This window comes from Celeribacter baekdonensis, assembly GCF_900102315.1.
In the GTDB taxonomy this organism is placed as follows: domain Bacteria; phylum Pseudomonadota; class Alphaproteobacteria; order Rhodobacterales; family Rhodobacteraceae; genus Celeribacter; species Celeribacter baekdonensis.
The window spans coordinates 103827-123429 of the sequence record NZ_FNBL01000009.1 but is presented as its reverse complement, the minus strand read 5'-3'; the positions used below and the strand labels follow the sequence as shown (position 1 = coordinate 123429).

14 protein-coding genes are annotated in these 19603 nt (G+C 59.0%); all 14 read right to left on the bottom strand.

From position 1 onward, the window contains the following. Positions 1-71: 71 nt before the first annotated feature. Positions 72-1250 (bottom strand): glycosyltransferase, encoded by a 1179-nt coding sequence (locus BLT54_RS15200; protein WP_074646140.1) that lies wholly within the window; start codon positions 1248-1250, stop codon positions 72-74. Then, positions 1243-2154, bottom strand: a complete 912-nt coding sequence (locus BLT54_RS15195; protein WP_074646139.1) for a glycosyltransferase — start codon at positions 2152-2154, stop codon at positions 1243-1245. The genes BLT54_RS15200 and BLT54_RS15195 overlap by 8 nt, the downstream gene beginning before the upstream one ends. Before the next feature lie 70 nt (positions 2155-2224). After that, positions 2225-4663 carry a DNA topoisomerase (ATP-hydrolyzing) subunit B gene (gyrB, locus tag BLT54_RS15190; protein ID WP_074646138.1) on the bottom strand — a complete coding sequence of 813 codons (2439 nt, stop codon included), beginning with the start codon at positions 4661-4663 and terminating at the stop codon, positions 2225-2227. An 89-nt stretch (positions 4664-4752) separates the two neighbouring features. Further along, on the bottom strand, positions 4753-5373 hold the full coding sequence (locus BLT54_RS15185; protein ID WP_074646137.1) for a LysE family translocator: 621 nt from the start codon (positions 5371-5373) through the stop codon (positions 4753-4755). Then, on the bottom strand, positions 5370-6479 hold the full coding sequence (gene recF / locus BLT54_RS15180) for a DNA replication/repair protein RecF (protein WP_074646136.1): 1110 nt from the start codon (positions 6477-6479) through the stop codon (positions 5370-5372). Before recF ends, BLT54_RS15185 begins: the two co-directional genes overlap by 4 nt. 33 nt (positions 6480-6512) lie before the next feature. Further along, the gene (dnaN, locus tag BLT54_RS15175; protein ID WP_074646135.1) at positions 6513-7631 is read right to left on the bottom strand and encodes a DNA polymerase III subunit beta; all 1119 of its coding nucleotides are present in this window, start codon (positions 7629-7631) and stop codon (positions 6513-6515) included. A 196-nt stretch (positions 7632-7827) separates the two neighbouring features. Beyond that, positions 7828-9183, bottom strand: coding sequence for a chromosomal replication initiator protein DnaA (gene dnaA / locus BLT54_RS15170; protein WP_074646134.1), 1356 nt, complete (start codon positions 9181-9183; stop codon positions 7828-7830). A gap of 856 nt (positions 9184-10039) precedes the next feature. Then, entirely contained in the window at positions 10040-11812 is a 1773-nt protein-coding gene (locus BLT54_RS15165; RefSeq protein ID WP_074646133.1) for a thiamine pyrophosphate-binding protein, read from the bottom strand. 84 nt (positions 11813-11896) lie between these two features. Then, positions 11897-13447 carry an FGGY-family carbohydrate kinase gene (locus tag BLT54_RS15160; RefSeq protein WP_083351844.1) on the bottom strand — a complete coding sequence of 517 codons (1551 nt, stop codon included), beginning with the start codon at positions 13445-13447 and terminating at the stop codon, positions 11897-11899. Between the two features lies 1 nt (position 13448). After that, positions 13449-14456, bottom strand: coding sequence for an ABC transporter permease (locus BLT54_RS15155; RefSeq protein WP_074646132.1), 1008 nt, complete (start codon positions 14454-14456; stop codon positions 13449-13451). After that, positions 14453-15469 (bottom strand): ABC transporter permease, encoded by a 1017-nt coding sequence (locus BLT54_RS15150; protein ID WP_074646131.1) that lies wholly within the window; start codon positions 15467-15469, stop codon positions 14453-14455. The genes BLT54_RS15155 and BLT54_RS15150 overlap by 4 nt, the downstream gene beginning before the upstream one ends. Then, positions 15466-16983: a sugar ABC transporter ATP-binding protein gene (locus BLT54_RS15145; protein ID WP_074646130.1), complete on the bottom strand. Its 1518-nt coding sequence runs from the start codon at positions 16981-16983 to the stop codon at positions 15466-15468. The genes BLT54_RS15150 and BLT54_RS15145 overlap by 4 nt, the downstream gene beginning before the upstream one ends. Positions 16984-17059: 76 nt before the next feature. After that, the gene (locus BLT54_RS15140) at positions 17060-18070 is read right to left on the bottom strand and encodes a sugar ABC transporter substrate-binding protein (protein ID WP_074646129.1); all 1011 of its coding nucleotides are present in this window, start codon (positions 18068-18070) and stop codon (positions 17060-17062) included. A gap of 86 nt (positions 18071-18156) precedes the next feature. Then, positions 18157-19602: a xylulokinase gene (gene xylB / locus BLT54_RS15135; protein ID WP_074646128.1), complete on the bottom strand. Its 1446-nt coding sequence runs from the start codon at positions 19600-19602 to the stop codon at positions 18157-18159. Position 19603 lies beyond the last annotated feature (1 nt).

Genomic DNA, 19603 nt, shown 5'->3' with positions numbered 1-19603 from the left:
TCACGGGTTTATGGCGGAACGCCCACACCATTGATATGTCTGGCTGCGTCACGCCTTTCCCCTGTCTCAGGTTAAAGGCGTGACGCTTTAAGCGGGCGATTTAGAATATCACGCACCATTTGGCGGGCCTGTTGGGTCCACAACTCCGGGCTAAAGCTGGACCGCCAAATGGTTTGAGATGTCGAACGGTAGTCCGGCGCTCGAATGAGGCGCGTATAAAGCTGATCCAGTCTGAGAGCCGCCTCTGATGGCTGACCCAAAGGCAAAGCTGCGGCAAAGGGATGCGCCTTGAGAAACACTTGGTTCGCGGGAATGTCGCTCAGGGCCAGGGCCAAACCGCATTCAAACGCCTCATGTACGCCGATCGACATGCCCTCATAGCGCGATGTCAAAAGATACAAATCCGCATCACTCAAAGCGGACGCGACATCGCAGGTCGGACCATGAAAACGGACTCGATCCATCCGTGGGCCCAGAATGGCGCGAAATCTTTTGATCAGAGCTTCGGATTGTGTGCCTGCCCCCCAAAGATCAAGCCGCCAAGGGATTGTGACACGCGCAAGAATATGCGCGGCTTCGATCAGATTTTTTTGATAGCTCGCGCGCGTGGTCATCACGATGCGTAGCGGCCCGGTGAGTGTCTGGCTGGGCGCTGTGTGAGCCAAACCCGTATGCGACCCCATATGCGACCCCATATGAGACACTGTGCCAAGGGTCTGAAAATCATGGCGCCCGACCATGGAGGGCGGCAAAGCGGCGCAGTAGAACTGCACGTCTTCTTGGGTCAGCAGGTGGATGTGATGCGGGCGCGTATGACGCAGGTGGCGCATCTCGATGAATTTTGACATGGCTTTCAGGGTCGGTCGGTGACCGGGGCCAAAGGGCAGCCCATGCAAACTGACGGCGAGGCGCGAAAAACTTGGCGTGGTTTCCGAAAAAAGATCACGGCACAGATGAACGGCCATGCGCGCATGAGCCCAGACCAAGGATGGCTTTTCGCTCAAAATAACCTGTTCAAGACGGGCGCGGGCACGACGTTGATGAAAAGGATTGAGTGTGGTCGCCAACCCATCCACGGCGATGTGGCGCGCCCCCGTCGCCAATCGACCATAGCCCCCCTGATCCGGTTCGGACACAACAACACTTTCGATGTCATCGCCTGCGGCCTCGATCACCGCCTTGATAAAGGTTGGAACGCCGGAGGGCACACCAGACCCACCAACAAACAGGATTTTCGGACGATCACGCATAGTCACAGACCACAGCAGCGAGGAATGTCAGATGCGACAGTGTGCCTTGCCGCCGCACAGGCAGACGCCGCATCGCACGCAGGCGCGAAAGCGGCCCTTTCGCCCGGCGCGCCGCACAAAAGCGATCCAAGAGGGCCTGATTTTCTGGCGTCAGCCGATCATAAACCGTGCGCAAAGCCGCCGTTTGTTGATCAATACGCGCCCGATAAAGCCCTTTGGTTACGGCCAGTTTGTTGGTCAGCCACGTCAGGCCATGTTCCCCCGCACCAAGAATGTTTTGGCTGTGCTGGCGATACTGCACAACGGGTTCGGGATCATAAATCACGATCCCGCCGACTCCGCTGATCAATTGATACAGCCACCAATCATGCGCAAAAACGCCCGATGCAAGCGGCGCTGTGCGGCGGGCGAGATCAAGGGCGGCTCGGTTCAAAACGATGGTATTCCCCGGCGCGATGTTTTCGATCAGGGCATTGGCGAAAGACGGCGGGCGCTTATAGAGTAGTGTGTCGCCCACAATGCCCCTTTCCGTCAAAACATGCCGCCGCGCGCAATACAGCGCGGGCCGGTCGCCAAAGTCACGCAACGCATCAACGGCGCGGGCCAATTTGTCACTGTTCCAGATGTCATCTTGATCTGAAAACGCCCCGGCCTCGCAGTCAGCCGGGAGATCGCGCAGACCCATCAGAAAATTGGCCACGAACCCCGCAGGCTCGGCACAGCGATAGGAGATGCGCGCATCGCGCTGAGTTGTCGATTGCGCCAACGCACTCGTTTCAGTTTGCGGGCCATCGTCGCGGATCACCATCACCCAATCGGTGTGGCTTTGATCCTGAATCGAGCGGATTTGATCCGTGATCCAAAGGGGGCTGTCATGCAGTCCAAGAACGATCCCGACTTTCACCCCAGCCTCCCTCCTCTCGCATGACGCGTATAATGTTTGGGCCACGCAATCGCTTGCAGGGCCCCAACAGTTACGCGTCGAGGTTTTCGACGTTGAGCGCATTGTCTTGAATGAACTCACGACGCGGCTCAACAACATCCCCCATCAGTTTGGTAAAGATGTCATCAGCTTCGGCCAGATCTTCGATCTTGACCTGCAACAGAGTGCGGGCTTCGGGATCGAGCGTGGTTTCCCAAAGCTGATCCGGGTTCATCTCGCCCAGACCTTTGTAGCGTTGAAGCGACAGGCCCTTTTCGCCTTCTTCAAGAATAGCGTTCAACAACTCGATCGGACCGTGAATCAACGTTTCGCGATCCTTGCGCACGAGGCGCGAGGGGTCTTTGAACACGCCGTTGGTCGCCGCGACCTCTTGGTTGATCCGGCGGGCTTCGCCCCCGCGCAGGATCGCGCCATCCAGGGTGCGCACCTCTTCGACACCACGCAAAACGCGGGTCAAACGAATGCCGACATCCTGGGTCGGGCGACCGGTCCAGCCCCGTTCAAATTCACGCGCGATCATATCCAAACGCCGTGCCACCATATCGGCCGTGCCCGACAGATCGGCATCCACGCGACCCGGCTCAAACGCCCCGGCAAGAGCGGCTTGTTCGATGATGTGGCGTGGGTAATGCGTTGGGAAGGCTTCCAAAATCCGCTTGAACGTACGCGCGCCTTCGACCACGCGGGCCAAATCCGCCCCGGCAATTTCTTCGCCGGACCTGAGCCGCAACACGGCCCCATCGACGCCCTGCTGGATCAGGTATTCTTCCATCGCCGCTTGGTCTTTGAGGTACACTTCCGACTTGCCACGCGCCACTTTGTACAGTGGCGGCTGGGCGATAAACAGGTGACCCGCCTCGATCAGTTGCGGCATTTGGCGGAAGAAGAAGGTCAACAACAGCGTCCGAATGTGGGCACCATCAACGTCCGCGTCGGTCATGATGACGATCTTGTGGTAGCGCAGTTTTTCGAGTTTGAACTCGTCGCGCCCAATCCCCGTCCCCAGCGCCATAACAAGGTTACCAATCTCTTGGCTGCCCAACATCCGGTCAAACCGCGCACGCTCAACGTTAAGGATTTTACCTTTGAGCGGCAGGATCGCCTGTGTCCGACGGTCCCGGCCCGTTTGGGCGGAGCCCCCGGCGGAATCCCCCTCGACGAGGAAGACTTCGGTTTGCGACGGGTCTTTTTCCGAGCAATCTTTGAGTTTGCCGGCCAAAAAGTTCACATCAAGCGCCGATTTGCGCCGAGTGAGATCACGCGCCTTACGCGCCGCCTCGCGCGCCTGTGCGGCTTCGACAATTTTGCTGACGATAACCTTGGCTTCGCGTGGGTTTTCATCCAGCCATTCGGTGAGTTTTTCACTCACAAGGTTTTCAACCGCAGGGCGGACTTCGGAAGACACCAGTTTGTCTTTGGTCTGGGACGAGAATTTCGGATCGGGCACTTTGACCGACAAAACGCAGGTCAGACCTTCGCGGGCATCATCGCCGGTAAAAGTGATCTTTTCGCGTTTGGCGATGCCGGAATCAGCGGCGTATTTGGTCAACGTCCGGGTCAGTGCGCCACGAAAGCCCGCCAAATGAGTGCCGCCGTCGCGTTGCGGGATGTTATTGGTAAAGGGCAGCACGTTTTCATGGTAGCTGTCGTTCCACCACATCGCGACTTCAACACCAATGTCATCACGTTCGCCCGCAACAAAAATCGGCTCCGGCATCATCCCGGTTTTATGACGGTCGAGATATTTGACGAATTCCTTGACGCCGCCCTCATAGAACAGCTCGGTTTTGAGCGGATCGGCAGGGCGGTGATCTTCGAGGATGATCCGCACACCGGAGTTCAAAAACGCCAATTCGCGCAGACGCTTTTCCAGCGTCTCAAAGGAGTAATCGAGGTTGGAGAACGTGCCGACCTCGGGGTCGAGCGTTTTGGCGGAGGCCATGAACCGCACTTCGGTGCCGGTTTCACTGCCCGCATCGCCGATCACCTTGAGGTGCTCAACGGTGTCGCCACGTTCAAACCGCGCTTGGTGGATTTTACCATTGCGCCAGACTTTGAGTTCGAGCCAGTCGGACAATGCGTTCACAACCGACACGCCCACGCCATGCAGACCGCCGGAGACCTTGTAGGAGTTGCTGTCGAATTTACCGCCCGCGTGGAGTTGGGTCATGATGACCTCGGCGGCCGAGACGCCCTCTTCGTGGTGCATGTCGGTGGGAATGCCACGACCGTTGTCGCGCACCGAAACCGAGCTGTCTTTGTGGATGATGACGGTCACATAATCGGCATGACCGGCCAGAGCCTCGTCAATCCCGTTGTCCACCACCTCATAGACCATGTGATGCAGACCAGAGCCATCGTCTGTGTCGCCGATATACATACCGGGACGTTTGCGAACGGCTTCTAAGCCCCTGAGAACCTTGATGGAATCTGCACCATATTCGGAGGGATCGTGTGGCGTATCGGACATGCGGAGTACCTTGTTATTTCTTGCGCTTTTTATACGCGACCGCAGGCGGGATGTCACGCAAATGACACGAGAAAAGGACGGTTTGCGGATCAGACGAAAGGGATCACCAATGCGACGAAAATCAACAGGCTTCCAGCGCCGATATTCATCCGCCTGAGCGCGCGCGGAGAGGTCATAATCCTGCGCACAGCACCGACAGACGCCCCCAAAATCAGGTTGCCGACCAGCGGGATCAGCGCCGAAACCGCACAGATCGCCACGATGTCGGGGATTGTCAAAGTGGACAGGTCAAAAAAACCCGGCAAGAAGCCCATATAAAACAAGATCGCTTTGGGATTGCCGATAATGCAAATCAGCCCCGCAACAAATCCGGCCCACATCCCGGGACGTGTGAGGCGACTGTCGGCGGCAATTTTTTTGTCGGCATGGCGGATCAACATCACCCCCATGAACAAGAACATCGCCACCGCGACCCATCTGAGCACGGTCAAAAACCCGCTGAATTCAGATACGATCCAGGACACACCAAGGATCGCCAAAAGCGACCACAACACATCACCAATCACCACGCCCAACGCCAAGGGCCATGCCGCGTTGAACCCGCCCGACAGCGCGCGCGCCAACATCGCCAGCCACACCGGGCCAGGGGTCAAAAACAGCACCAAAAGAGCAAAGGCATAGAGGCCGAGATCGCTGAATGCGATGGTCATAGTATCTCTTTCAAAAGGGACGATCCGCCCTCCTCAGAGACCTCATAGCGGGCCGCGCGCCCATTGAGTTCCGCGAAAAGTTCGGGACCGGTTCCGGTCATAAACGCCTGTGCGCCCAGCGCGCAGATCTCATGATAGAGCGCGGCGCGGCGGTTGGCGTCAAGATGGGCTGCAACCTCATCGAGAAGAAAGATCGGCGCGGCGCCAAAATCCTCGGCCAAGGCGCGGCCATTAGCGAGGATCAGCGAGATCAAAAGCGCCTTTTGCTCCCCGGTCGAACATTGGTCGGCGGCCACATCTTTGGCCGTATAGACCGCCGTCAAATCGGCGCGGTGCGGCCCCATCAGCGTGCGCCCGGCGTGCATGTCACGGGTGCGAGTGTCAGCATAAGCGGCAAGCAAATCAGCGCGTTCGACAGGCAAGGGCAGATCGTCAGAGGCTTTCAACGTCAAATGCGCCGCCGGAAAGGCGGTTTCAGCCCCGTCCTGCGCCCGCGCCAAACGCTCAAGCGCGCTCAGGCGATTGGTCATGATCACCGCGCCCTGATCGGCCATTTGCGCCTCAAGCGCGTCATACCAATGGGCATCGCGCACCATGTCTTTGAGCAGTCGATTGCGATCCCGCATCGCCTTTTCATAGGCCAAAACCGCCTCCGCATGGCGTGGCTCAAACGACATCACCATCCGGTCCAAAAACCGCCGCCGCCCCTCAGGCGCTTCGATCCAAAGCCGATCCATCGCCGGGATCAACCACACCACACGGGCAATCCGGCCCAGCGCCACCTGTGGCGCGGACTTGCCGTCAATGCGCACAGTGCGCGCAGAACCCGGTTCAGCCCAGGTTTCCAATTCGTGCATGTGATGCAGAGAGACAAGATCGGCGCGGATTTTCCAACCGACACCGACGGATTTATGCCCGATCTCATCGGGCGTGGCGCGGCGCAGGCCCCGCCCCGGCGAGAGCAAAGACACCGCCTCAAGAATGTTGGTTTTGCCTGCGCCATTGGCACCATAAATCGCAACAGGCCGCCCGTCCAATTCAAGACGTGCGGCCCGGTGAGAGCGAAAATGCGACAGGCTCAGCTCTTCGATGTAGAGACGGCCCATTGCTGCTCACTTGTCTTTAGGTGGTTGAACGGCTCACACACGCATCGGCATGACGACATAGACGGCGGAGGTGTCATTGCCTTCGCGCATCAGGGTCGGATCGCCCGAGGAGTTGAACAAAAACACGGCATTTTCGCGGTCCACTTGCGAGGCGATTTCGAGCAAATATTTGGCGTTAAAGCCAATTTCCAGACGCTCATCATTGTAAGCCACGGCCAATTCTTCCTCGGCAGCACCCGAATCCGGGGCGTTCACAGAAAGGATCAGCTTGTCTTCTTCGAGCGTCAGTTTGACGGCGCGTGAGCGTTCAGAGGACACAGTGGCCACACGGTCCACCGCCTTGGCAAAATCTGCCGCATCGACTTCGAGTTTGCGGGTGTTGCCGACCGGGATCACGCGGGTGTAATCCGGGAAGGTCCCGTCGATCACCTTGGAGGTCAGGGTGATGTCCGGGGTGGCAAAGCGCACTTTCGCCTCGGACACGGAAACCGCGATGGTCATATCATCGTCATCCAACAGCTTGCGCAATTCGCCCACGGTTTTGCGCGGAACGATCACGCCGGGCATGTCAGCCGCGCCATCGGGGAGAACAGCATCAATGCGCGCCAAACGGTGGCCATCGGTGGCGACACAGCGCAGGGATTTGCCATTTTCGCTATCCGCAATATGCATGAACACGCCGTTCAGGTAATAGCGGGTTTCTTCGGTCGAGATGGCGAATTTCGATTTATCAAACAGGCGGCGCAACACCGGGGCCGGGATCGCGAAATTGCTGTCATATTCCGAGGAGGCCATCATCGGGAAATCTTCTTTTGGCAAAGTCGCCAGCGAGAAGTTCGATCGCCCCGCTTCAACCGTCAAGCGACCATTGGTGCCATCATCGGTCAGCTGAACCATCGCGCCATCGGGCAATTTGCGCACGATCTCGTGGAGCATGACGGCGGAGACGGTCGTGGCCCCGGCACGCTCGACCATGGCGGCACATTTGTCCACCACTTCGATGTCAAGATCCGTGGCGCGGAAGGAGACCATGTCGCCCTCAGCCTCGATCAACACGTTGGCAAGGATCGGAATGGTATTCCGACGCTCAACGACGGATTGCGCTTGGCCGACGGCTTTCAAAAGCGTGCCGCGTTCGATGCTGATTTTCATGCCACCCTCATAGAATTCATAAGCCGGGGTGTTGAGCCTAAACCATTCATCCCCGGGCGCAAGATATTGTTTAACGGGACTGTGTTGTTTTGGAACCTAAGCGTCAAGGGCCGCACGCATCGCCAGAGACATTTGTCGCGGCGATGCAGCGGATTGGGCTCAGATTTCACCATATTCCCCTAAGGTGAGGCCCCCGTCAGGCCTCAAGCGCGCGACGCAGCATTTCGACATCATCCGCGATTTGGCTGTCGGTGCCTTTGAGTTCTTCGATCCGACGCACCCCATGCATGACGGTGGTGTGGTCACGCCCGCCAAACCGACGTCCGATTTCCGGCAAAGACCGCGAGGTCAGTTGCTTGGCCAGATACATCGCGACCTGACGCGGACGGGCAATCGAACGCACCCGCTTGGGACCGATCATGTCGGACAGGCGAATGGCGTAATGTTCCGAGACTTTGCGCTGAATTTCCTCAACCGTGACCTTACGATCCGATTGTTTGAGGATGTCGGCGAGGCATTCTTGGGTCAGATCAAGGGTGATCTCGCGGCCCACCAAGGAGGCGAAGGCAAAGAGGCGCATCAATGCCCCCTCCAACACACGCACGTTGGTCGAAATACGATGGGCCAAGAATTCCAACACGCCATCAGCAAACTGAAGACCCGGATATTGCGCGCGGTAGGCTTCGGCTTTGGTTTGGAGAATGCCAAGACGCAGCTCATAATCGGTCGGGTGCAAATCAACCACAAGGCCGCATTGCAAGCGCGATTTGATCCGGTCTTCAAGGTTCTTGATCTCACCCGGCGCGCGGTCGGCGGAGATGATGATCTGTTTGCCCTGGTCGACCAATGCGTTGAACGTGTGGAAGAACTCTTCTTGGGTGCTGTCTTTGCCGGCGATGAATTGAACATCATCAACCATCAACACATCGACCGAGCGAAAGATTTGTTTGAAGTCGATCATCTGACGATCGCGCAGCGCCTGCACGAACCGATACATGAATTGTTCGGCGGAAAGGTAGAGGACGCGCAACTCAGGATTGCGGGTGCGGGTCTCATGGGCGATGGCGTGCATCAAATGGGTCTTGCCGAGACCAACACCGCCGTAAAGGAACAAAGGGTTAAAGGTCACCGGGCCACCTTCGGCCACACGACGCGCGGCGGCATGGGCCAATTCGTTGGGTTTACCCACCACGAAATTGTCAAAGGTAAACCGCGCATCAAGCGGTGCACCGGGCAATTCGGCGGGCTCGACCGGGGCCACAACGGCTGCGGCGGCGGGCTTTGGCTCTGATGATGCAGGCTGCGGCTGATGCGCCGCAACTTTAAATTCAACACGGGACGCGGGGGCATTTGCGGCCTTGAGATGTGTCAGGATGGTATCGGCAAAATTGCGGGACACCCAGTTGGCCATAAAGCTGGTCGGCACGGAAAAGACCGCAACACCGTTGTCCACTTTTGTCAGTTCGAGCGGCTCGATCCAGTTTGCAAAATTGTTGCGCCCTACGGACTCGAGCAATTGTTGCTTAACACGTCCCCACGTATCGTTTTTCATTTTTATGTTCGACCCATTATCGTTGTTTATGCAATGCCGGGTTTTCCGACATCGGGCGCAGGCAGCAGACTGCCTGAACCGTGGCTCTTGCGCCTCGGATCGTCTCGATATTCATGGGCCCAGTATACTAAAGGCCGTACATACGACTCCCTCACAAAGTCGCATGTTTCCGGCACCGGTGCCCATGTTTGTCGCGCCTAACCTGTACAAACCCTTAGAAAACAGGGGCCTCACACCCTGCTAAACAGAATTTGCACACGACAGGCGCGGGTTGTTTGGACACATCAGAACCGACCAAACGCCAAAGCGTGATCGGTCTAAATAACCTTTGGTCTAGGTACCCCTACCCAGACGAAAGGCCTCAATGGCGTGCAAGCGGATCAAATTCCAATCCCGGACTGGCAAATTTAGCTGTCCGTTTGCCTTGCACGATCCCTGAATGTCCCCCAAGACGACGTGAATCGCATGGGCAAGCTAGCAACCTGTGGAGCACCCGCGCAATCGAACTTCGCGCTTGACTCTGTCTTTCCCCAAACCGAATCCAAAAAGGCCTTTTGTCACCGCAACCTGCGTGATGAAATTGTCTCAGGTTTACGTATTTGACGACCGGGTACAGTTTGCCCCGTTGCGCCCTATGAGCGAGATTTGGCAGACGCTGCGGCTGCGAAAGATTCGCTGCACGGCAAAAATGTTTCGGCAAAAGACATGCTGTAAAAATGTGCGGATCACGCAACCGTGGCGATGGTCGCATACAATATGGCCGCCCCTGAAGGCCGGAACCAAAATGACCGAACGCGCGGTATGCGCATCCGGTCTTTTGCAGACACGATCTGGAACACTGAGGGGACCCGAACCGTTACAGATCCGGCGAAACCTTCCAGTCGCGCAGGCGATAGACCGTGCCGGGACGCGGGAACGGCGTATCCGATTTCTCACGCAGGCGGCGTTTGAACGAATGGATCGGCGTTGCCCGATCATCAATGCGCACCTCGACCACCGATGGTCCATTATGGGCAAAAGCGCGATCCAAAGCCGGACCAATCTCGTCGGGTTTTTCAACATAGATGCCCAAAAGTCCAAGCGCCGCAGCCGCGCCCGCATAGCCCGGAACCGAACTTTGCTTTTCCAGATCAACCGACTGGACGTTGTTGAAATACAGCTCCTGCCAGAGTTGAATCCAGCCCAGTTTACCGTTGTTGATCACCACGTTGACGACCTTTTGGTCATATTGGCACATGGTCGCCAATTCGCCGAGCGTGTAGGAAAATGCGCCATCGCCCGCCACGGTCACAATCCGCGCATTTGGCCGCACGGCTGCGGCACCAATCGCCCCCGGCACGGCATAGCCCAAGCCCCCTTGCCCGCGCGCAAACAAGAACTGACGCCCCGGTTTTTTCGCAGGAATATAGCCGGAGATCCAACCCGCCGAAAACGAGGCGTCGGAGACCACGATGTCATCTTCCTCAAGTCGCTTGGCGATTTCATCCATGATTCTCGGTGGTTGAATCGGCAACCTATCGGAGGCGATTTCAGCGGCTTTGTCGGCGTCGCATTCTGCTTTGACCTCGGAAATCCGGGCAAGCCAATCGTTGTGCTCGGGAATGTCTCCCAAAGCGGTGCCAAGCGCCAAAACGGTTTCGCGCACATCCCCCATCAAGGCCACCGTCGGTCGGAACGTCCGGCCATGTTCGAGCGGATCAAAGTCGATGGTGATGGTCGCTTGTTCCGGCAGGGGCAAAGACCAGTTCATGCCCGTGTTTTGGCTGACTTTCGAACCACACCAAACCACCAGATCGGCCTCTTTGATCAGATCAATGGCCGCTTTCGATCCCAGAGGGTTGAGCACCCCCGCCGCATAATCGCGCGTTTCCGGCACCGATCCTTTGCCCGAGAGGCTTGTCACCGCAAGGCCATTAAACCTGTCTGCAAACTCGGTGACAATCTCGGCGGCACCCGAACCATGCACACCGCCGCCACAGACCAGCGCCGGACGTTTGGCCCGTTTGATCAGAGCGGCTGCGGCGGCAATCTCGCCTGCGGGCGCACAGCTGCGCATGTAAGGCATCTGGACCGAACGATCATCGACCTTGATTTTCAACAGGTCTTCATCCCATTCCGCATCGAAAATATCATGCGGAATAATCAACGCCACGGGACCGGGGCGCGGCGACGTGGCCACCCGAAATGCGGTGCGGATCAATTCCGGCAGGGCCGCAACCGAGGGCACCAAATAGGCCTCTTTCGAGCAGCTTTTGAAAAAGCTGAGCTGGTCAAAGCCTTGGCTGGCAATGCCTTTTTCTTTCAGCGGCAACCAATCCAGCGGCAACTCACCAATGATCCCGATCATCGGGATCGAGGCATTGAGCGCCTCCAAAAAGCCCGCAGGCAGCAGGTTTGCACCCGGCCCCACAGTCACATCACAGATGCCGGGTTTGCCGGTCAGACGGGCGTAAGCGTCGGCGGCATAGGCGGCGTTGCGTTCGTCGCGCATCAAGATATGGCGGATACGGTCGTTGCGGCGCGAAATGCCATCATGGAGCGCGGTGGTCTGTCCGCCGGGCATCCCGTAGACATATTCAACCCCGTATTGTGCAAGCATTTCAGCAATGAGGTCTCCGATATGAGCCATGATTTTTCCTTTCATTGGCAGTAGGATTCCGGGCCACAGCCGAGAGCTGCAACCGAAAGTCGATAAAAATGAGGGGTTTGGGCGTTAGTGCGCGGGTGGGCTGGCCCGGCTTCGCGCGGCTTGGCGGTGCATCAAGGGCCGCAGCGCCGCATGGGTTTCTAGATAGATCTCCATCTGTGAACTGAGCTGCGCGTGGCGCATGGGATCAGGGTGAATTTCGGAGCGAATGCGCACCATCGCATCGGCGGCGTGTTCCAGCGACGGGTGCAAACCCGCGCCCACCGCCGCCGTGATCGCGGCGCCAAAGGCGGTGGCTTCGCCCACTTCGGGAATGCGCAGAGTGACGCCCGTGGCATCGGCGTGCATCTGCGCCCAAAACGGCGACCGTAACACACCGCCGGCCAACGTCATGGTTTTGACCACCAGCCCACGCGCTTGCAAACGACCCAAAATATTGGCGGTGCCAAGCGCCACAGATTCCATCAGCGCGCGAGTGATGTCAGCGCGGCCATGTTTGAGCGTCAGCCCCCAGATCGCGCCTTGCAGGTCGTAATCGGTGAAAGGGTTGCGATTGCCCTGCCAGAAATCGAGCACGACCAAACCATTGGCTCCGGGAGGGGCGGCTTCGGCTTGGGCCAACATCTCCTCATAGCCATTGTCGCCCTCATGCAGCAGATCATGCCACCACCGCAGAATCCCGCCCGAGGACACTTGCCCGCCCTCCATGACAAACGTGCCTTGGCTGACGCAATCGGGATGCGGGCCAAACAGGCCTTCGATCTCGACATCCTCGGCCACCACCGGCAGCACCAGATGCGAGGTGCCGGTGATCAGCGCGGTTTCGCCGGGGCGCAGAGTGTTCAGCCCGACCATGGCGACATAGGCATCCGTGCCCCCGGCCACGACCAGCGTTTTGGGCGACAGTCCCATCTGTTCTGCCGCCTGCGCTGTGATCGGACCGATCGGATCGCCCAAAGCGGGCATGTCTTTGGGAAAGCGTTCGGTGATGCCCGCAAGTCCAATCGCGTCGAGAAAATCAACCGGCCAGCCGCCCGCGCGCGGATTATAAAACCAGCGATTGATGGTGTGGTTCTGACCCAGGGTCAGCGTCCCCGACAGGCAAAGCGCCATGTAATCCGTCATTTCGACAAACCAGCGGGTGGCGGTATAGGCCTCTGGCTCATTGTCTTTGAGCCACATGATTTTCGGCAAAGCGGTTTCGGCGGAAACGCCCGCGCGCGACCGACGCAGGGCCGGGTGTCCGGTGTGCTCGATCCGGCGGGCTTGCGGTGAGGCGCGGTTGTCCATCCACAAGATCGCGTCGGACACAGGCGTCAAATCGGCATCCAAAGACACCAAGGTGCTTGAGGTGCCATCAGCACAGATCGCCGCAATGCGCGCGGGATCAATGCTGGCCTCAGCAATGGCCCCACGCACCGCCTCACAGGCTGCGCGCCACCACGCATCCGGGCTTTGCGTTGCCCAGCCCGGATGGGGGTATTGGGTGGGATAGGGGCTGTCGACGATGGCAAGCACATCCCCCGCCACCGTTGAGATCAGCGCCCGCGCCCCACCGGTGCCACAGTCGAGTCCGAGGATCAGATCTTGGGTCACATTGGTCATATCAGTGGTCATATCACTGCCCCGCTGTCCGCGCGCCGTGATGGCTTGCGGCAATGGTGGCCACGATCAACCCGGTCAAAAGCAGGACACCTTGGATGATCTGACGTTGGAAATCCGGCAATCCCAGCAAGGTCGCACCACTGAACAACACGCCGATAAACAGCGTGGCGGTGAGCGTGCCAAGGATATTGGGCTTGCCCACCCGCACCATCATGCCGCCCAACAGAACCACGGTCAGCCCGTTGATCAGGAAAGGTCCGCCAATCATCGGCTGGCCCGAGGACAGGCTTGAGGCGAGCAAAACACCCGCGAGGGCCGAACTTACCCCGGAGAGCGCAAAGAGGATGATGGTGAGTTTCACCACGGGCACACCAACGGCGCGCACGGCCGCTTCGTTTTGCCCCAATGCGTAGATATAGCGACCAAAGCTCAGCCGTTCTTGCACGAACCACGCCACGGCTGCGATCAAAAGAACCGGCACCACGATCATCGGCACAGCCCCGCCCAATGCAGGTTGCAACAGCGGTTCAAGCGGACCCGGATCGGCGATGCGGATCACCGTGCCCTTGCCCAGAGCCGCCGCGATGGAGGCGCATATTCCGGCGGTTGAAATGGTCACGATCAGTGCGGGCAAACGCATCGAGGCCACCAACCAGCCATTGATCAACCCGACCAAAGCCCCCGCCATAAGCGCCACCACGATGGCCCCGCCCCAGCTCCAACCCTGCGCCAAAGCATAGGCACAGATCATATTCGAAAGGGCTGCAACCTGCATGAAACTGACGTCGATCTTGCCCGAGGCGATGACCCATGTCAGCCCCAGCACCATCACCACCATGATGGAGAAAGATTTGAGCACGGTGGCGATATTGACCGCATCCAAAAGCTGTGGACGTTGACTGGCGATCCCCAAGGTGACGACGATCACGGCCACGACCAGCCACAGATCGGTGGTAAGCCGCGCGATCTTACGCCCACGCGGACGGCTTTGTGCGAATTTTACTGTTGAGGTCATGGTCATGCGTCGCTCCCTTTTGCGGTGGGTTTTGTGGATTTTTGCGGCCAAAAGAGGAACCGAAGCGCCTGCAATGTGCCACGCGCACCGTCGGAAAAGGCAAGCACACCGATCAACAGGATCAAGCTGACCACGCCGTCGCTGTAGTAGTAAGGCAGACCCATCAATGCGAAACCGTCGAGCAGCATGGTGATCAACAAGATCCCGCCAAAGCTCGCGATCACGGAGGTGCCGCCCATGATGGCCGCGCCCAAAAACACCCCGGCATAGGCGGGCATCATCAAATTGGCGCCTTTGTTGGTTTCGGCTGTGCCGGATTCGGCGAGGATCAGAAGGACGGCAAGCACGGTGCACATGGCGCAAAGCACATAGGCCAAGGCGACAAAGCGGCGCGTGGCGATGCCGGAGAAATGCGCCGCCATCGGATTTTCACCCGTCGCGTAAAACGCAAGCCCGGTGCGGGTGCGGCTGAGCACAAACCACGCCAGCGCATAGATCGCCACCAAGAGCCACATCGACACCCCCAGCCCCATGAGCTTGGCATCATTGAGATCGGTGATGCCACTGGTGAAGAAGTTTTGAAAAATCGAGCGCCCGCCGGTGTAGATAAAGGCAAGCCCGGTGCCGATCGAGCCCACCGCAATGGTGGTCACAATATCGGGCAGACCAAAGCGACTGATCGCAATACCGGAAATCCCCCCGATCACAGCGCCCAGCGCCAGCCCGGCGAGGATCACCGACCAGAGCGGCCAGCCAGCGGCGATGAGCGCGCCCATCGACATGGCACAAAAGGCGGCGACACCCGCAATCGACAGATCAAATTTGCGCACGATCACCACGAAGGTCAGCCCAAGAGCGGCCAAGCCATTGGCGGCCATATGCCGGGCAATGCCATTCAGGCTGACATAGCTGAGAAAGCGCGGTTCAAGCACACCAAAGATGGCGGCCACGATCAGGACCAGCGCAACAAACCCCAGCCCTCGCGTCGAATGGCGCATACGGTCTTTCCAAGTTCTCATAGCGATCCCTCCCCCATAATCCCGGCCATCAACAAATCATCGCGCGAAAACACGCCGCTCTCGGGTTCGACTTGGCGGCCTTTGTGCAAAGCGATGGTCCGGTCCGCCACGCCATGCACCTCGTCACAATCGCTCGACACAACAATCACCGCCGCGCGTTCTGACAGTTCGCGCATCAGCCCGTAAATTTTGGCGCGCGCGCCGATGTCGACGCCAACGGTGGGTTCAACGAAAATGTAGATATCCGCCTCGCTATAAAGCCCCTTGGCGAGTACGATCTTTTGTTGATTGCCGCCGGAAAAGCCCGACGCGGGTGTGTTCAAATGCGGCGGATGCAGCGCGACCTGATCGGTCAAACGTTGAATATCAGTGCGCAATTGGCGGCTCTTCAGGCCCCAACGCCCGCCCGCCGCACGGCGCAGGTTGGCCATCGGCACGTTGAACAGAGAATGCCGGCTCAACGCCAAGCCTTCGGTCCTGCGATCCCCCGGCACAAGGAAAATTCCGGCATCCAACGCCTCGCGCGGTTTGCGCAGGCTGACGGGCTTGCCATGAATGCGGATCTCGCCCTGATCCGGGGGATCGACGCCAAAAATCGACTTGGCCAATTCGTCACAGCCGGACCCGACCAGACCGAAAAGCCCCAAAATCTCGCCGCGATGGGCCGTAAAAGACACGTTCTCAAAGCCATGCGTCAGACTCAGATCCCGCACCTCCAAAAAGACATCACCACGGGCATCTGGATCGGCTTTGGGCGGGAAAATATCGCCCACCGCCTCACCCAGCATCAAATCCGCCAAAGACACGCCAGAGCTGCGCGCCTCTTCCACGCTCATCCGCGCGATACAGGCACCGCCGCGAAAGACCGAAAAACTGTCGGCGATGGCAAAGACCTCTTCGAGCTGATGGGTGATGTAGATGATCGCGATGCCTTGTGCGCGCAACTGATTCATCAGGGCAAACAGGTCCTCGCGCTCGACATCGGTCAGCGTCGAGGTCGGTTCGTCCAGAATAAGCACGCGGATGCCATCGACGGCAATCGCTTGCAGGATCGCGACGGCTTCGCGTTCAACGGCGGACATCTGGCCCACCTCTTGGCTCAGATCAATCGGCACGGCAAAGCGCGCCAAAAGTGCATCGGCGCGCGCCTCAAGTGCTTCGCGATCAATCCGGCCCATCAAACTGCGGGAGGCGGTTTCGCGGCCAAGGAAAATATTGTCGAGGCCGCTCATATCCGGCACCAGTTCCGGGTGCTGTTGAACAGTGGCAATTCCGGCACGGATCGCATCTTCGGGGGCGCGGAAATGAACATCCTCACCGCCGATGCGGATCGTGCCGCTGTCCTTCTGGAGCGCGCCAGACAAGATTTTGATAAAGGTCGATTTCCCCGCGCCGTTGATGCCCAAAAGCGCGTGCACTTCCCCGGGTTCAAGGCGAAAATCGACGTTGCGCAGGGCCTGAACAGGGCCAAAACGCTTACAGACATCCGAGGCGGTCAGAACGGGCGCACCCATGATCTCAACTCCTGTGATAAGCGGAAATGTGAGGGGAGGACAAAACCATCCACCCTCCCCCCGAATGGAAAGGGTCTTAGAGCGCGCGGCTCCAACCCATTTTTTCCGCTTCGCCCGGCACGTCAAAATTGTCCGGGATACCGTCTTGCAGCATGTCTTTGGTGACCGCGTAGGTCGGGGTCGAGATCAGGCGCGGCGTGTTGCGCCCGGCCAAAAGTTCATGCGCGTAGAACACATCGAGATAGGCCATCTCATAAAAGCTCTGCGCCATGGACAGTTTCAAAGGCGTGTCGGCTGCGATGTAGTTGAACGCCTGAGACCCGCCATCAATCCCGGTCAGGATCAGATCATTGCGCCCAGCAGCGCGCGCGGCCAAAGTGCCCTCAACGGCCGCGCCATCCCAAGCACACCAGATCGCATCGACATCCGGGTGGGAGGTGAGGATGTTATCCACGGCCTGACGCGGCGAGACATTGCCCGCCAAGGCAAAGGCCCATTCGGTGACGATTTCGACCTCTGGATAACGGCGCAAGGTCCATTCCATCCCCAGGGTGCGCTGATCCCAGCTTTCGTTTTGCGGCAGCATGACGCGGGCAATTTTGCCTTTTCCGTTCAGGGCTTTACAGATGTATTCACAAGAATACTGGCCCATGCCAAAGTTGTTCGACATGGCGGTTGTGGTGACGATGGCACCGGGCACGGCGCTGTCGGCACAAAACACCGGGATGCCGGCGGCAATGGCGCGCTCAACCGCGGGGGCGATGGCGACAGCATCGGCGGGGGTGATAAACAAGGCCTCGGGCTTTGTCGCCACAAGAGAGTCGATCTGATCGGACTGGACGCGCGCATCAAAACCCGCATCGGTCATGGTCAGCTCGCCGCCAAGTTCCGCCACGGCCGCGTTAAAACCGTCTTGCAGGTGACGACCGGAATCGTAGGTCGTCCAGCCAAGCGATGCCGCGAATTTCCGGCCGGCGGCCTGAGCGCGCATCTCTTTCGGCCAAAGGGCGGCACTGGCCGCGACCGCTGCGGTCCCGGCCATGAACATCCGGCGGTTCAATCCGCCTTGGGTCATTTCCTCAGTCATTGTTCTTTCCTCCACTGTTTTGCCGCCCTGTTTGGGTCAGCTTTTGTTGCCCCATGGCCCCCTCCTCAGGGTGCATGGGCCAGATCTCAGCAGCTCGCGACCGCACCCTTCCAGCGATCAAAAGCCTCTGTATAACTGTCCAGACATGCGGGTTCTGGTCCGATGGAACCCTTCAGTTCGGGGCGACGCAGCACCGAGGCCGGGACCGCATTGGTCGCCGCGATCATGCCCAACCGGGCCGCGCCATACGCCGCGCCAAGCGCGCTGCCGCGCGGGATGTCCAATTCAAGGTCAAGCGTATTGGCCAGCATCGACAGCCACAGGTCCGATTGCGACCCGCCACCAATGGCCAGCAACCGTCGCAGTTCGGTCCCACTGGCGCGAAACGCATCGGCGCATTCGCGGATGGCAAAGGCCACGCCCTGCATCACCGCCTGTGTCATCGCCGCATCATCATGTTGATGCGCCAGTCCAAAGAACCCGCCGCGGATTTTGGCATCCGAGCGCGGCGACCAGCAGCCATCGAGAAAGGGCACAAAGGTCAGATCCGTGGCCGGGCGTGGCGTATGGCCCAAGGCTTGGACCAATTCCGCCGGGCTGGCTTTGAGCCGGGCGGACAGCCAGGTCAGGCAAGAGGTGGCCGAAAGCACCACCGACATTTGATGCCAACGATCAGGCACGGCATGGCACAGCGATTCAATGGCGTGATCTCCGGCCAATCTGGGCGTGTCATTGGCAACGAACAGCACGCCGGATGTGCCCAAGGACACGGTGCCATCGCCATCTTCGATCACGCCGGTGCCACAGGCGCCACAGGCATTGTCACCACCGCCACCCGCCACAACCGGGCAACGCACCATGCCCCAACGCGCCGCAAGTTCTGAGCGCAACCGCCCGGACACGGCGGTGCCTTCGACCAGTCGCGGCATCTGGCGTTGATCCAGACCGCAGGCCGACAGCATCGTATCGGACCAATCGCGTGTGTGCAGATCGACCCACATCGTGCCGCTCGCGTCGGCCAGATCGCTGACCTTTTCACCGGTCAGCAACAGCCGCACATAATCTTTCGGCAATAACACGGTACGGATGGCTTTATAGGTTTCCGGCTCATGACGGCGCAGCCACAGGAGTTTGGTCGCGGTCACACCCGGCGTCGGCTTGCGCCCGACATGATGCATCAGCTCCGGCACCGCCTCGGACAGCTCCTCACATTCAGGGGTGCTGCGCGTGTCGTTCCAAAGGATCGCCGGGCGCAGCGGTTTGTCCGCGTCATCCAGAACGGTGGCCCCATACATCTGCCCCGACAGGCCGATGCCTTCGACCGCCGCCATGGCTGTGCCATGATTGGCGCGCAAGGTATCAAGTGCTTCGCCCACCGCATCCCACCATAAGGCGGGGTCTTGTTCGGACCATCCAGGGCGTGCGCGCGTCACCTCAAGTGGCCGCGAGGACGCCTCGGCAACCAATTGTTGGTCCGCATCCATCAGGATACACTTTACCCCGGACGTTCCGAGATCTATGCCCAGAAACATC

Coding starts and splice junctions, on each gene's coding strand:
- BLT54_RS15150 (WP_074646131.1), bottom strand. CDS start 15,469: ATGAGAACTTGGAAAGACCGTATGCGCCATTCGACGCGAGGGCTGGGG.
- BLT54_RS15165 (WP_074646133.1), bottom strand. CDS start 11,812: ATGGCTCATATCGGAGACCTCATTGCTGAAATGCTTGCACAATACGGG.
- BLT54_RS15185 (WP_074646137.1), bottom strand. CDS start 5,373: ATGACCATCGCATTCAGCGATCTCGGCCTCTATGCCTTTGCTCTTTTG.
- BLT54_RS15155 (WP_074646132.1), bottom strand. CDS start 14,456: ATGACCATGACCTCAACAGTAAAATTCGCACAAAGCCGTCCGCGTGGG.
- dnaN (WP_074646135.1), bottom strand. CDS start 7,631: ATGAAAATCAGCATCGAACGCGGCACGCTTTTGAAAGCCGTCGGCCAA.
- recF (WP_074646136.1), bottom strand. CDS start 6,479: ATGGGCCGTCTCTACATCGAAGAGCTGAGCCTGTCGCATTTTCGCTCT.
- gyrB (WP_074646138.1), bottom strand. CDS start 4,663: ATGTCCGATACGCCACACGATCCCTCCGAATATGGTGCAGATTCCATC.
- dnaA (WP_074646134.1), bottom strand. CDS start 9,183: ATGAAAAACGATACGTGGGGACGTGTTAAGCAACAATTGCTCGAGTCC.
- BLT54_RS15140 (WP_074646129.1), bottom strand. CDS start 18,070: ATGACTGAGGAAATGACCCAAGGCGGATTGAACCGCCGGATGTTCATG.
- BLT54_RS15145 (WP_074646130.1), bottom strand. CDS start 16,983: ATGGGTGCGCCCGTTCTGACCGCCTCGGATGTCTGTAAGCGTTTTGGC.
- BLT54_RS15160 (WP_083351844.1), bottom strand. CDS start 13,447: ATGACCACTGATATGACCAATGTGACCCAAGATCTGATCCTCGGACTC.
- xylB (WP_074646128.1), bottom strand. CDS start 19,602: ATGTTTCTGGGCATAGATCTCGGAACGTCCGGGGTAAAGTGTATCCTG.
- BLT54_RS15200 (WP_074646140.1), bottom strand. CDS start 1,250: ATGCGTGATCGTCCGAAAATCCTGTTTGTTGGTGGGTCTGGTGTGCCC.